General features: G+C 55.9%; 14 protein-coding genes. 5 read left to right on the top strand and 9 right to left on the bottom strand.

Annotation, left to right across the window (positions count from 1 at the left end):
- Positions 1-179: 179 nt before the first annotated feature.
- On the top strand, positions 180-668 hold the full coding sequence (locus HNQ92_RS03155) for a lipocalin family protein (RefSeq protein WP_184170790.1): 489 nt from the start codon (positions 180-182) through the stop codon (positions 666-668).
- Positions 669-807: 139 nt separating this feature from the next.
- On the opposite strand, the gene nhaA is transcribed toward HNQ92_RS03155, so the two are convergent.
- Entirely contained in the window at positions 808-2,055 is a 1,248-nt protein-coding gene (gene nhaA / locus HNQ92_RS03150; protein ID WP_246439540.1) for a Na+/H+ antiporter NhaA, read from the bottom strand.
- A 139-nt stretch (positions 2,056-2,194) separates the two neighbouring features.
- Positions 2,195-2,626: a YybH family protein gene (locus HNQ92_RS03145; protein WP_184171790.1), complete on the bottom strand. Its 432-nt coding sequence runs from the start codon at positions 2,624-2,626 to the stop codon at positions 2,195-2,197.
- A gap of 246 nt (positions 2,627-2,872) precedes the next feature.
- Between HNQ92_RS03145 and HNQ92_RS29035 the strand changes: the two genes are divergently transcribed.
- Positions 2,873-3,727, top strand: a complete 855-nt coding sequence (locus tag HNQ92_RS29035; RefSeq protein ID WP_343062912.1) for a diacylglycerol/lipid kinase family protein — start codon at positions 2,873-2,875, stop codon at positions 3,725-3,727.
- Positions 3,728-3,768: 41 nt separating this feature from the next.
- Complete coding sequence (locus tag HNQ92_RS03135; protein WP_184170782.1) at positions 3,769-4,104, top strand: translation initiation factor; 336 nt, start codon at positions 3,769-3,771, stop codon at positions 4,102-4,104.
- 51 nt (positions 4,105-4,155) lie between these two features.
- On the opposite strand, the gene HNQ92_RS03130 is transcribed toward HNQ92_RS03135, so the two are convergent.
- Both HNQ92_RS03130 and HNQ92_RS03125 read right to left on the bottom strand, forming a co-directional pair.
- Positions 4,156-4,632 carry a hypothetical protein gene (locus HNQ92_RS03130; protein ID WP_184170779.1) on the bottom strand — a complete coding sequence of 159 codons (477 nt, stop codon included), beginning with the start codon at positions 4,630-4,632 and terminating at the stop codon, positions 4,156-4,158.
- A 77-nt stretch (positions 4,633-4,709) separates the two neighbouring features.
- The gene (locus HNQ92_RS03125; protein ID WP_184170776.1) at positions 4,710-5,951 is read right to left on the bottom strand and encodes an ABC transporter permease; all 1,242 of its coding nucleotides are present in this window, start codon (positions 5,949-5,951) and stop codon (positions 4,710-4,712) included.
- 225 nt (positions 5,952-6,176) lie between these two features.
- Between HNQ92_RS03125 and ggt the strand changes: the two genes are divergently transcribed.
- Entirely contained in the window at positions 6,177-7,943 is a 1,767-nt protein-coding gene (gene ggt, locus HNQ92_RS03120; protein WP_184170773.1) for a gamma-glutamyltransferase, read from the top strand.
- Positions 7,944-8,059: 116 nt separating this feature from the next.
- Here ggt and HNQ92_RS03115 read toward each other — a convergent pair whose 3' ends face one another.
- Positions 8,060-8,827: a DeoR/GlpR family DNA-binding transcription regulator gene (locus HNQ92_RS03115; RefSeq protein ID WP_184170769.1), complete on the bottom strand. Its 768-nt coding sequence runs from the start codon at positions 8,825-8,827 to the stop codon at positions 8,060-8,062.
- A 58-nt stretch (positions 8,828-8,885) separates the two neighbouring features.
- Between HNQ92_RS03115 and nudK the strand changes: the two genes are divergently transcribed.
- Positions 8,886-9,482, top strand: coding sequence for a GDP-mannose pyrophosphatase NudK (nudK, locus tag HNQ92_RS03110; RefSeq protein WP_184170766.1), 597 nt, complete (start codon positions 8,886-8,888; stop codon positions 9,480-9,482).
- 84 nt (positions 9,483-9,566) lie between these two features.
- On the opposite strand, the gene HNQ92_RS03105 is transcribed toward nudK, so the two are convergent.
- The 4 genes from HNQ92_RS03105 to HNQ92_RS03090 all read right to left on the bottom strand — a co-directional run bounded on the left by HNQ92_RS03105 (position 9,567) and on the right by HNQ92_RS03090 (position 14,046).
- The gene (locus HNQ92_RS03105; RefSeq protein WP_184170762.1) at positions 9,567-10,931 is read right to left on the bottom strand and encodes an acyl-CoA dehydrogenase family protein; all 1,365 of its coding nucleotides are present in this window, start codon (positions 10,929-10,931) and stop codon (positions 9,567-9,569) included.
- A 966-nt stretch (positions 10,932-11,897) separates the two neighbouring features.
- Positions 11,898-12,311, bottom strand: coding sequence for a hypothetical protein (locus HNQ92_RS03100; protein ID WP_184170759.1), 414 nt, complete (start codon positions 12,309-12,311; stop codon positions 11,898-11,900).
- Positions 12,312-12,320: 9 nt separating this feature from the next.
- Positions 12,321-12,656 carry a peptidase associated/transthyretin-like domain-containing protein gene (locus tag HNQ92_RS03095; RefSeq protein WP_184170756.1) on the bottom strand — a complete coding sequence of 112 codons (336 nt, stop codon included), beginning with the start codon at positions 12,654-12,656 and terminating at the stop codon, positions 12,321-12,323.
- A gap of 151 nt (positions 12,657-12,807) precedes the next feature.
- On the bottom strand, positions 12,808-14,046 hold the full coding sequence (locus tag HNQ92_RS03090; protein WP_184170753.1) for a protoporphyrinogen/coproporphyrinogen oxidase: 1,239 nt from the start codon (positions 14,044-14,046) through the stop codon (positions 12,808-12,810).
- Between the last annotated feature and the right edge of the window lie 11 nt (positions 14,047-14,057).

Below are 14,057 nucleotides of genomic sequence, written 5' to 3'. Positions count from 1 at the left end.
GCCTAGTCAAGTCCCCTTCTCCTGACAGGAGAAGGGGATTTAGGGGTTGAGGTACTTATTCCCGTCGTTGGCCCATCCGCGCCCACCGTTCACATACTTCCCGCCCGCCGGGAGCCAATTTCTCTGTACCTTTGTCGTTGTATATCGTGCTTAAACCTTTTATTTTTCAAAAAAGTACCATGAAAAAACAACTTCAAAAGACCAGCACCTACCTGCTGGTGGTACTCCTGGCGGTGGGAGCGCTGGCCTGTAAAAAAGATTCGGAGCCGGGGCCCTCGGGCGTGGAAGGTACCTGGGCGCTGACGTCCATTACCGTGAACCCAGCCTACGTAGGCCAAACCGAACTGTTTGCTATATTGAATACTCAGTTCAATAACTGCCTCAGCCGTACGACGCTTCGCGTCAATAGCTCCGGCAACCTGAGCGGTGACGTACCTTCCGACTGCCAGGCGGCCGCGGGAGCCTTTGCCCAGTTTGGGATTGATCTTAACGCAGGCTGGCGCGTGGAAAACAACCGCATGATCCTGACCAGCGGGGGGCAAAGTACCGCCTTCGACCTCACCGTGAACGAAACGACCATGACCTGGACGGGCGATACCGTTATTAGCGCCGTACCTGGTACACCCGGCAGCCAGCACCGCGCTACGCTGACGTTTACCCGCCAGTAGTTTTATTTAAAATTACCCCTAATATGCCAAGAAGGATAGCTGTCGAAACGGCTGTCCTTCTTGGCTTTTTATCTTATATGCGAATAGTCTATAGTCTGGTGAATCATCCGTGACAAAGTACCTCGTAAAGTACCCCTACCTACTCCGCGGCTACGGTGGTGGCGGGGTCCTCGGCCAGGGTTTTCTCCACTTTGATCAGCCACAGCAGCCCCACTACCCCCGACAACACCGTACCGACCAAAATGGCCAGCTTGGCGGTATTTTGCAGCAATAGGTCCGTAAACGACAGGCTCGTGATGAAGATCGACATCGTGAAGCCGATCCCGGCCGTGAAGCCCAGCCCAAACACGTGCCGCCAGCGCAGCCCAAAGGGGAGCTCTACCAGCCCCGACTTAACTACCAGCCAGGAAAACACCACAATCCCCAGCGGCTTGCCCAGGAATAAACCCGCAATGATGCCAAAGCTCAGGGGCGAGAAGAGCAGCTGACCCACGTCGGCCGGGAGAATGATGGCCGTATTGGCCAGGGCAAAAATGGGCATAATGCCGTAGCTCACGGGTTTGTAGAGCGCGTGCTCGAGGTCGTCTACTTTGTGCAGCGGGATGGTCATGGCCAAAAGTACCCCCGCAATGGTGGCGTGAATGCCCGATTTTAACACAAAAAACCAAAGTACCACCCCCAGCAACAGGTAGGGAAGTACCCTCCAGACCTTGAAGACATGGAGCAGTACCAGCACCACCAGTACCCCGCCCGCGTAGAGCAGCATGTCGAGGTGGATGTCCTGGGTGTAGAAGAGCGCAATGATGAGTACGGCAATGAGATCGTCGATCACGGCCAGGGCCGTCAGGAATACCTTCAGCGCAAAGGGTACGCGATCTCCCAGCAGCGACAGCATCCCGAGCGAAAAGGCAATGTCGGTAGCCGTGGGAATGGCCCAGCCGTCTTCGCCCGAAGTACCCCAGTTGAAGAGTAAGAATAAAGATGCGGGCACGATGGCCCCACCCAGCGCCGCCGAGGCGGGCAGCATGGCCTGCCGCCAGCTCGAAAGCTCGCCGCGCATGACCTCCCGCTTGATCTCCAGCCCCACAAAGAAGAAGAAGATCACCATCAGGCCGTCGTTGATCCAGTGGCTCAGGCTCTTGTAGAGTGGCTCAACGCCTACTTTCAAATCCCAGAACGCCACAAAACTACCCCCGCCGGGTAGGTTGGCCCAGGTCATGGCTATGACCGTGGCTACTAGCAGCAGCACGCCCGCCAACCGCCCGCTCTCGGCCAGGTCGCGGATGGGGTCGATGATGGGCTGCAGAAAGCCCCCCATGGGCCGCGTCATCCGGCGCAGGAGTTTGGTGCGTCGGAGTTGCCTTGCTTTTAATTTTGTATCTTTCATAAAATCAATTCGTCATCAAAAACCAGATGTGGAAATAGGGTACTTTCGTACCCGCCCTATTTTACAACCCACTCTTTGAAACGAAAGTTTGTCCCGGCTGGCCGCTTCCCGGTAGGGTCCTATCTTGCCTTCTTAGAAGTCAACTCGTATGATCGCACACGATAACCCACTTTCCGTTGAGCTTGCGCCACAGCAGCGTGTAATGCCCGCCCACGTCGCCGGCCTCGGGGCGGGTGAGGTGCCATTTGCCCACCAGAAAAGCCACGTTGGGCTCCGGGAAGCTCAGGTGCAGGATGTCGAACTTCAAAGTACCCATCGTGGCGCGGTCGGGGTAGCGCTGCAGGTACCCCTCAAAGGTACGCTGGTAACCATACGTTACGCCCGATTTCCCCACAAACATCAGGGAGTCGGACTCCCAGTACCCTTTCATAAAGGCTTCGATATTCCCTTCGTTCCAATCGCTGGTTTGGCGGTCCAGGGTACCCAAAATAACCTGGCGGTCCGCCGCCGACTGCCCCACGGCCACCCCGGCCAGGAAGATAAGTACCAGACAAAGCATGTAGTTTCTCATCATTTTTACGGATTTTTGTGTAGCTTAAAACAAACCTAAATCTTCGACAAGGTACGTTATTACCACGAAATCCGCGCGGGTACCTTTTAGGGAGGGTTGTCCACTTTTAGCTGACGCTATGTTCAAAGACCTATTTAAAAAATTAGACCGCCAGCAGTACCCCTTTGTAGACGGGCTTTACTACCTGTTCATCATCGTGTTCATATTGGTCCTTTTTCTCCTTTTTGCGTGAGAACCTTTTTATTTGTGGTTAATCCCCACTCAGGTACCCGCCTGGGGCGTAGCGCGGCCGACATGATCCGGTACATCGAGGACGTGGCGCAGCAGGCCGGGCACCACGCTCGGGTAGTTACTACCCAGGGGCCGGGGCACGCCACCGAGCTGGTGCAGGAAGCCCTGCCTACCGAGCCCTGGGCGGGCGTAGTGGCCGTGGGCGGCGACGGCACCGTGAACGAAGTAGCCCGCGCGCTGGTGCATACGCCCACGCCGCTGGGTATTTTGCCGCTGGGCTCGGGCAACGGGCTGGCCCGCCACCTGGGGCTCCCGCTCACGCTGAAAGCTTCCCTCCAGCGCGTGCTGGCGGGAAGCGTAAGTACCATCGACTCCGCCCGGCTCAACGAGTACCCATTTTTTGGCCTGGCGGGCATGGGCTTCGACGCGCACGTGGGCCAGCTCTTCAGCCAGCAGGCACAGCGCGGTCTGGCTACCTACGTAAAGGTGGCGATGGAAGCCTACTGGCCCTACCAGCCGCAGACCTACGTCGTCAACGGCAAGCCGCAACCGGCTTTTTCACTGAGCTTTGCCAACGCCGGTCAGTTTGGCAACAACGCCTGGGTAGCCCCGCAGGCCGACTTATCCGACGGCCTGCTGGATGTATGTACCGTAGCGCCTTTCCCCAAGCTGTACGGCACCGCGCTCAGCTACCTGCTCTTCACCCGACAAATGCCGCTTTCTACCTACGTGTCGTACCAAAAAGTACAGGAGATTTGGGTAGAAACCGAGCAGCCGCCGCTGATCCACTACGACGGCGAGCCGGTGCAGCTGGCTACCACGCGGGTGGATGTAAGGATCGTGCCGCAGAGCCTGCGCGTTATTTCCTGAAAATCCGTTTTTTTGTAAAAGTACCTTTAACGAAGATAGCTATGTCCAAGAAGAACCGCTCCGGCATTGTGTACTCCACCGATCCGGACTTTGACTACCAAGACGACAGCAGCGGCGAGGCCGAAACCCTCAGCCCCGACCGGCAGGACCTGCGCCTCTGGCTCGACCGCAAGGGCGGCGGCAAGGTCGTGACGCTCGTGAAGGGCTTTGTAGGTACCACCGCCGACCTGGACGCGCTCACCAAAAAACTCAAAGGCGTGTGCGGCAGCGGCGGAGCGGCCAAGGACGGCGAGATCCTGCTCCAGGGCGACCACCGCGACAAGGTACTGGCCTGGCTGCAAGCCAAGGGATACCGCACCAAAAAAGCCGGGGGCTAGGGGGTACTTTTTAGCCGCAAAAAAAAGGGGAATGTCCCGGCCAAAGGTACTTTAAAGTACCTCCGCGCTGCTGTCCAGTTCGGGCAGCGGGGCCGGGCGAGCGGGTAGCGGCGGGGTAGTTTGCTCCTCCTGGTACAGGGGGTTTTGAGGGTACTGGGGCGTATCCAGCAGCTGCACGTCCGTCACGAAGTACTCTGTATCGCCGTTCCAGGGCAGCACGAAGAATTTTTCCTGGTAGGTGAGCGAGACGCGGCGGCCCGTCCGGATGGCTTCTTCAATCTTTTGGATGCCTTCCTGGTTGCTGCTGCCAATGGAAAAATCCCACTGGGTGGCGCTCATGGTACCTCCGCCGTCGTAGAGGCCGCCTACATTCAGTACTCCTTCGTAGGTTTTGAATACGTAGCCGCGCTTGCTGAGCTTCACCACAAACCCGCCCCGCTTTCCTTCGCTATAATAACCAAAACTGATGTAGTACAGAATGCCCAGCACAATGGCCAGGAAAACGAAGAGAATGATCCACTTACGCATGGTCGAGAGGGAGTTGGGGGTAGTTGGCGGCGATCCGCGCGACTAACTTCGGAAATAGCCGTGATTTTTGCAATACGCTACTTGGCCCGAATGGCAATGACGGGGTCCATCCGAGCGGCCAACATGGCCGGAACGATGCCCGAAAGTACCCCAATGACGCTTGCCACGCCCAGGCCCAGTACTATATTGCCCGCCGACATCGTGACCGTCAGCGTACCGAGCGGCATAAACGTAAGCAGGTACACGAGCAGGATTCCTACCAGTCCGCCGACCAGGCTCAGCATCACGGCCTCGAAAAGAAACTGAAACAGGATAAAATAATTCTTGGCCCCCAGCGATTTCTGAATTCCGATGAGGTTGGTGCGCTCCTTGACCGACACAAACATGATGTTGGCAATGCCGAAGCCTCCCACCAAAATAGAAAAACTACCGATCACCCAACCCGCCACGGTAAGTACCACGAACAGGCCCGAAATAGCCTGGGCCGCCGCCTCGGGCCGGTTGAGCGAAAAGTTGTTTTCGTCGCGGGGCTTCAGGCCCCGGCGGGATCGCATCAGGCCCACTACTTCGGCTTCCAGCTCCATCATTCCCTCGTCGTTCTCGTAGCCTTTCACCACAATGTCGGGGTCGGGGCGGCCCGACTGGAACAGCTTGGCAAAAGCGCCGTACGGAATGATGCATTTCGTGTCCGGGTTTCCTCCGAAGTCCAGCAGGCTTTCCCCCTTGCGTTCCTGCACACCAATCACCGTGAAGCGATTGCCCGCCAGTTTGAACTCCTTGCCCACGGCATCCTGGTTGGGGAAGAGCGTCTGTCCTATTTCGTAACCAATGATGGCCACGTTGCGCGAAGCGTCGGTTTCGATGGGCGAGAAGTACCGGCCCGTCTCTACGGGTACGTCGGAGATTTCGTTATACTCAAACGATACCCCCTGAATAAGCGCCTCCATGCTGTTGGAGCCGTTTTTGACCGTCGTAGCGCCCTTGAAGTCCATGATGGCCACGGCACTGGCGCTTTCCAGGTTGTCGTAGAGGTACTTGTATTCGTTGTAGGAAGGATTGGGCCACTGGAAGTACTTCCACCACTGGTATTCACCGCCAAAGCCCCAGGGCCATTTTTGTACGTAGATCACCTTGTCGCCAATGGAGCTCAGGCTTTCGCGGATGTTGCGCTCGAGGGAATCGACGATGGTAAAAACCGCCACGATGGCGAAAATCCCGACGGTAACGCCCAGCAGGGAAAGAATCGTGCGCGTGAGGTTTGATTGCAGCGCTTGCCACGCAAACCGGAAGCTCTCAAAAGTTTGTCGGATGAATTTCATAGGGCTTTCAGGGTAGTAAGGCCAACCAATAGCAACGCAAAAGTTAAAAACTACCCGCTACCGAACAAGCGAATAAAGGATAAGTGGCTAGAAAATAGTATGAATAGCACTTATCCAAGCGATGATGCTATTTTAAAAGTTCTTTGCCGGAAGGTACTTTCTTAAATCCGGCACCTTGTGTACATTTAAGCTACCCAACACCTAACCTACCGGCTAAATCTAATCATGAAAAAACGGCACCTCCCTTTTTTACTACTAGCGCTTGCCTGCCTACCCTGCCTGCTCTACGCCCAGCAGCCCGTCAGGGAGTCCAAGGGCTTCTACCAGTTCCTGACCGACGACCCAAATCAAAAACCCTTCATCAGCGACCGCGAGGGCATTTTTGCGGCCAACGGCATGGTGGCTTCGGCCCATCCGGATGCCTCGCGCGTGGGGGTCGAAGTGCTAAAAAAAGGCGGTAACGCCGTCGATGCGGCCGTGGCCGTGAAGTTTGCGCTGGCCGTGGTACACCCTTCGGCGGGCAACATCGGTGGGGGCGGCTTCATGGTCTATCGCGACAAAGACGGCCAGAACTACACCCTCGATTTTCGGGAAAAAGCGCCCTTGAAAAGCGATAAAGACATGTACCTTGACGAAAACGGTGACGTAGTACCCCGCCTAAGTACCCTGGGCCACCTGGCCAGCGGGGTACCGGGCTCGGTGGCGGGCATGGCCGAGGCGCACCGGCGCTTCGGTAAACTACCCTGGCGGGAGCTGCTGCAACCGGCCATCGACCTGGCCGAGCAAGGTACCATCCAGACCGAACGGGAAGCGCGCGGCCTCAACGCCATCAAGGAATCGGTGCAGCAGGTAAACCCCGGCACCACCTACTTTCTGCGGCCCGACGGCCAGCCCTGGAAGGCGGGCGACACGCTGCGCCAGCCCGACCTGGCCCAGGTACTTCGGCGCATCCAACGCCAGGGTGCCAAAGGTTTTTACCGAGGAAAAGTGGCCCGGCTGCTGGCCGCCGAAATGAAATCCAAGGGAATTATTACCAAAAAAGACCTGAAAAGCTACGAAGCCAAGTGGCGCGAGCCCATCGTGGGCGACTATAAAAACTACCGGATCATCACCATGCCACCTACTTCCAGCGGCGGCGTGGCGCTCATGCAGTTGCTGCGCCTGGTGGAGCCCTACCCGCTCAAGCGCTGGGGCTGGAACGCCGACTCCACCGTACAGGTGATGGTGGAGGCCGAACGCCGCGTTTACGCCGACCGCGCCAAGTTCCTGGGCGACCCCGACTTCGTGGATGTGCCGGTGCAGAAGCTCATCAGCCGCGAGTACCTGCATGAGCGCTGGCAGGACTTCAGCTTTGCCGCCGCTACCGACAGCAAGGCCGTGAGCGGCGGGGCCATTCCGGGTTACGAGAGCCTCGAAACTACCCACTACTCCGTGGTAGACAAAGACGGCAACGCCGTGTCAATCACCACGACGCTCAACGGTGGCTATGGCAGCAAAGTGATCGTGAAGGGTGGCGGTTTTTTCATGAATAACGAAATGGACGATTTCAGCGTGAAGCCCGGCGTACCCAACATGTTTGGGCTCATCGGCAACAAAGCCAACGCCATTGCTCCGGCCAAACGGATGCTCTCCTCCATGACGCCCACCATCGTGGAAAAAGACGGCAAACTCCTGATGGTGGTAGGTACCCCCGGCGGCTCCACGATCATTACCTCCGTGTACCAAACCATCCTGAACGTCCTGGAGCATGGCATGACCATGCAGCAGGCCGTCAACGCGCTCAAATTCCACCACCAGTGGCTGCCCGATAAGACCGTCTTTGAGCAGGGCGCTTTTACCGAAAATACCATCAACAAGCTCCAGGGCCGGGGGTACTTGCTGGAAATGCAACGCAACACCATCGGGCGCATGGACTGCATCCTGGTTCTGCCCGACGGTACCCTGGAAGGCGGCTCCGATCCGCGCGGCGACGACACCAGCGTGGGGTACTAGTCCGCAGAAAAGGGTACTTTGAAGTACCTTCTCTTTCTATAAAGAATGAATTGACGTCCTGCTAGCAGGTACTTTTAAGGTACCTAGTAGCAGGACGTCGCTGTGTAGGGTACTTTTTATACGTTATTCTCCTCCGCCTCCCGCAGCACGCGCAGGCCCTTATCTACAAAAGGTTGGGCCGTTTTGGCGTCAGCGTCGGTCACGAGGCAGTGGATCTGATCCAATGACGCAAACTGGAGGTAGCTCTCGCGGCCCAGCTTGGAGGCGTCGCAGAGGAGGTAGGTACGCTGCGCGTTCTGGATCATGGCCCGCGTAATGCCCGCCTCCAGCTCACTGTTGGCGCTGAGCCCGCGCTCCGCCGAAATACCATCTACGCCCACAAAGGCGCGGTCGGCCTGGTACCGGTGCAGGTGCTCCTCGGCTAGCAAGCCGTGTACGGCCTGCCGCTCCTGGTCCAGTTCGCCCCCCGCCAGGTTGATCGACACCCGGCTCCCCAGCAGCGCCTGCACCACGGGCAGGGAGTTGGTCACGACCTTGATGTTTTTCTCCTTTATAAAAGGACACAGCTGAAAGACCGTACTGCCACAATCCAGGAAAATCACTTCCCCATCCTGAATCTCCGCCGCCGCCAGCCGGGCTAGGTACTGCTTCTGGGCCAGGTTTGTGGCCAGCTTTGGTTCAAAGCCCACCGGCCCGCGGGTACTTTCGGGCTTCATGGCCCCGCCGTGCGTGCGAAGTACCAGCCCCTCGCCCGCCAGCAGCGCCAGGTCGCGCCGTACGGTGATCTCAGACGTACGTAGCTCCTCCGCCAGTACTTTCACATCCGCTTCGCCCCGTTGGGCAATGATCTCAAGAATTTTGATTTTTCTTTTTGGGAATCGCATGATTTCTCTACATTTGATCAAAAATAATCAAAATAAATCATAAACAATCATTTTAGTCATGAATCCTAACGTACACGTCATTGCCGAAGAGGTACTTTCGGACAATTGGTACACGCTCAAGAAAATAACGTTTGACTACCGCCGGGCCGATGGCGTCGTGGAGCGGCAGGCGCGCGAAGCCTACGACCGTGGCAACGGGGCCGTGATCTTATTATACAACCCTACGACCCAGCGCGTGATTCTGACGCGGCAATTCCGGATGCCGACCTACCTCAACGGCAACGCCACAGGAATGCTCATCGAAGCCTGCGCCGGACTGCTGGACGAAGACGACGCCGAAGCCTGCATCAAGCGCGAAACGGAAGAAGAAACCGGTTATAAAATCCAGGAAGTACGGAAGGTGTTTGAAGCCTACATGTCGCCCGGCTCGGTGACCGAAATCCTACATTTTTTCGTAGCCGAATACACCCCTACTATGAAAACCAGCGAGGGCGGCGGCCACCACGACGAGCAGGAAAACATTGAGGTACTTGAGGTACCCTTTGCCGAAGCGCTGGAGATGATCCGGGACGGCCGGATCAAAGACGCCAAAACCATCTTGCTGCTCCAGTACGCCCAGCTGCACGAGCTCCTCAAAGTACCCGTGGCGGCTTAGCCGTCAGGTACCTTAGGTAGCAATAAGGTACTTCCTAAAGTACCCCTGACCGTTTTGTAGGTGGCCAGGGGTACTTTGCTTTTTTTATACAAAAGCGCTTTCACCGGTGATGGCCCGGCCCACAATGAGGGAGTTGATCTCCTTGGTACCTTCGTAGGAATAAATGGCCTCGGCGTCGGCCACGAAGCGGGCGATGTCGTACTCGAGCAGGATGCCGTTGCCGCCAAAAAGCTCGCGGGCGTGGTCTACGATGGAGCGCATCCGCAGCGTACAAAACACCTTCGCCAGCGAAGCGTGCTCGTCGGCCAGCTCGCCCTGATCTTGCAGCTGCGACAGCCGGTACACCATCGTTTGCATGGCCGTGAGGTCGCCCAGCATGGTCACGAGCAGGTCCTGCACCAGCTGAAAACCCGCGATGGGTCGACCAAACTGCTGCCGCTGCGTAGTATACTTCAGGGCGGCTTCGTAGGCACCGCGCGCGCAGCCCACGGCCTGCCAGGCTACCCCGGCACGGGTCATGCGAAGTACCTTAGCGGTATCTTTGAAGGAGTTGGCGTTCTGGAGGCGGTCGGCTTCGGGTACCCGGCAGTCGGTAAGCGTAATGAGAGCGTTCTGTACGGTACGGAGCGCCATTTTATCCTCCATCTTCTCGGCCACGAAGCCCGGATTATCCTTCCGAACGATGAACCCCCGCACCTGGTTGTCGGCTACGTTTCGCGCCCAGATGACTGTGATGTCGGAAAAGGTAGCGTTGCCGATCCACTTCTTTTGGCCGTTCAGTACCCATTCGTCGCCCTCGCGTCGGCAGGTCGTGGTGAGTCCGCCCGCCACGCCCGAGCCCACCTCCGGCTCCGTGAGGCCAAAGGCCCCCATCACCTCCATGCGCTGCATGGGAGGCAGCCACTGCTGCTTCTGCTCCTCGGAGCCACACAGGTAGATGGAGCCCATCGCCAGGCCGCTATGTACCCCGAAAAAAGTAGACATGGACGTGTCAACGCGCGCCATTTCCATCGCGATAAAACCCTCCAGCAGCGCCGAGCGGCCCGCGCAGCCGTAGCCCTGGTAGGTGAGCCCGCAGATGTCGAGCTCGGCAAATTTCGGGATGATGTGCATCGGGAACTGAGCCTTGTTCCAGTACTCGTTGGCGATGGGACGGATCTCCCGCTCCATAAACTCCCGCACTTTGAGCTGGATGGCGCGGTCCTCGGGCGTGAGCGTGTGCCCCAGGCTGTAAAAGTCGCCGTTGACGGGCGGATGCTCCTTCTTCTTGCCCGAGGTACCTGCCTTCATGAACTTCATCATCTTGGCCAGATCGTCCTCGCTCATTTTGGACACCACGCCCATCATTTCGTTGAGGTCTACCTTTTGGGAGAGTTTCTGAACGGCTTTTAAATCAATATTTTGCAGCAACGAACGCATCGTCGAAAAAGAATTCAGCCAGGTTTTCATAGATTCAAGGGGTCGTTAAATAGGACTAATTTTACTATCTATCTTCCTATAACTACTTCCAGCGCCGAATCTTCTTTTTTATTTTAGCGAAATAGCTTCTCCTCACTCCGTAGGACCGCGTAGCAGGCGTTTTTTGGACTTAGAGTGGGGCTTTGTTGTCTTATAGGTACCTCGGTCAGAGACCTTTTGACACCAGGACGTAGTTACAAACTACGCCCAACGGGGTAAATGGGTAGCTTCCCTGCAAATTCACACACATTAATCTAGTTACGCAGGGCTTTCTTATAAAAATGCCGAAGGCATGATAGGATTATAGCTTTATTCAAAATACCTCGATTGAAACCCCGAATGGGGTGGCAGTAGTGCATGATGTCACCCCATTCGGGGTTCTGTCACGCTTGGATTCCTATTATTACTATAATCATGGCACCCTTTCAGGGTTATTATTTTTTACAAAAAAACCCTATCTAGCTACGTCACTTAAATAATTTTCATGAAGTACCTTAAAGGCTAAAGGTATTGCCAAATTATAAAAATGATGAATACCAGTTGTACTACTAGAAAAAGAATCCAAAAAGTAGAACTAACCCTTTTATGCAATAACACATTTGCTAGGCTTGCTACGGCTAATGCTAATAAAATGCTATTTATCCAAGCAACCGACAGGCCAACTGGGAACCATCTCAAAAATATATTTACCCGATCTGCTTGCAAGTTTGCTGAATTAAAGGAATAAAACCAAGCGAAGCAGTAGTAAATAGTAAGTACTAAGGAGAGTATTCTAAATATAATTTCCCACATCTACTTTTCCGGTTAATTCCCTGTAAAACAATACATTATACATACAAAATACGTATGATCATAGCATTTTATAGCATGAAGAAAACATGCCAATGTTGCCAACCAACAACATCCGGAATAGCTACCACAGCATCCTAGCTGATAACCGCAGATTTCACCGTGAGCTTATTCTTTAACCAGAAACACAAAGTCGTACTTCGTCTTTTTGCCAATAAGCGTTGAGCAGCAATCTTTGGTTTCTTCACCATTTATATAAAGTGAGATGAGACGCGGGATCTCTTGGGATTGGTGATTTTCAATGGATGGAATGCCTATATCGAGCCTGCTATAGCCTCGGGGTACTTCAAAGGTAAGTTGAAACTCCCCTGCCTGGTTGGTAGATAGCTCGTGCAACAGCGTAGAGCGATTCGCCTTTATTCCCAAAACGCTAATCTTTACGCCTTCTAAAGGTTTTCTTCCCTGCTCAGTCACCGTGCCGTAGACAGTTGAAGTGCGGAAGCTAAGCAAGCAGCCATCCAGGCTCAGAGCAATAAATAGCAGAAATACAGGAGAAATGGTGCGGGTTAGGTGCCGTTTCATGGTGCGTAGCTAGCATTTTCTTAATTGAAAATGTAGGGTGGTGGTTTTACCAAAGTCCTCACGAGGAAGGGTAAAAGTGGTTGAAAGCAGATGGTAATTACCATCTATAAAAAAATAAGTTTGGTAATCCTGTGGCTCCTGGAGTGAAATTGACGCTCTTGTGGTGGATTGTGGGATCTCTTTTGAAAAGGTATAATTCCCCTTTTCGTCTGTTTGAGTGGTTTCACTAAAAGTAGGTATGGGTGCAAAACCACTTCTTCGCATTCCTGAAAAATCAATGACTATCCCAGCCATGGGCTGATCGTTTTCGTCAACCACACGTCCCGTAAGGATGGTAGGTCCCAAGGGTAGTGGGCGCTTGCAACCCACTAGCCAAAGGGGCGGCAAAAGGCTCAGTAAGCCTAGAAAATGTCGTCGCTTCATAAGGGTACTTTAGCTATTCAGCAAAATAGCAAAAAAATAAAGTACCTCTCGCCGGTTTGCAACCAATAATTCACTACCGCTCCCCGATCATCTCTGCCACCTGGCGGCCCGTTTGCAGGGCGGCGTTCAGCGAGGGGTAGGCGGTGTAGTCGCCGCAGCGGTAGAGGCCCTCGGCCAGGCGCAGCGGGAGCGGGCCCTTCTCCGGCCCGTAGTGCACCAGGGCTTCGGGCAGGTGGTAGGTACGCAGGTGCCGCCACTGCCGCACCTCTTCGCCAAACCAGCCCGTCAGCTCCTGCCGGATGTCGTCGGCGAGTTTTTTGGCGTTGGCCAGTTCCACGCCCTGGGTACTTACCGACACCAGCGCCTGGCCTTCGGGGGCGTAGGTAGGGGCTACGTCGCTCGGCACGCTGAGGTGGTGCACCGGCGAGAGGCGGTTGGGGTTTAGCATCAGCAGTTTTTTGGGCAACGGCGAGCGACCGGCCGCAAAGTAGGTACAAGTCGTGACGTTGTAGGTACGCGCCGGGGTTTCGCCCAGGAGCCGGTCGGCGGTGGCGGCGTCGGTGGCCAGTACCAAGTGCTGGGCAGTGAGGGTTTCGCCGTTAGCGAGCGTTACGGTGGTGCCGTCGATGGCCGTTACGGGCGTATTAAGCCGTAAGGTACCTGGCGGCAGGGCCGCGGCCAGCTGCTCCGGAATGGCCTGCATGCCCCCGGCGGGCAGCGCGGCGTCGCCGCTGTAAAACTGCTTGAACACAAACCGAAAAAAATGGCTGGAGGTACTTAGCTCATTCTCCAGAAAAACCCCGCCAAAAAACGGCTCGAAGAAGGTACTGATCATGCGGTCGCTCCAGCCGTAGGCGCGCAGGTACTCCAGGGTATCGGTAGCCGGGCCGCGGAAAAAATCCTCCGTGTGGGTTACGCTCTGTACGTCGCGCAGGAGCTGCACGATCCGGAGCTTATCGGCCAGCGAGCCCACGGGGGCCGTCAGGGTACTTAGTGCCGACAACGGCTCGCGCAAAGGATTCATCATTTCCACAAACCGGTCCTGGTAGCGGATCGCGGCCCCGGAGCGAAAGGCCTGCAGGCGCAGCGCGGGGTAGTCGAGCAGCCGCTCGGCTTCGGGGTAGGCCGTGAGCAGGATCTGAAAGCCGCGGTCGAGCCGGAAACCCTCCACCACATCCGTCCGCACGCGGCCCCCGACGGCGTCGCTGGCCTCCAGTAGTACCGGCTGTAGGCCCCGTTTGTGCAGGTAACGGGCGCAGCTCAGGCCGGCCAGACCGCCGCCTATGATCACTACCGGATAGGATGTTTCCATGTTATTTGTTC

This window comes from Rhabdobacter roseus (genome assembly GCF_014202275.1).
GTDB classification, from domain to species: domain Bacteria; phylum Bacteroidota; class Bacteroidia; order Cytophagales; family Spirosomataceae; genus Rhabdobacter; species Rhabdobacter roseus.
The sequence above is the reverse complement of the archived record's forward strand: the minus strand, read 5'-3'. Positions and strand labels throughout refer to the sequence as shown.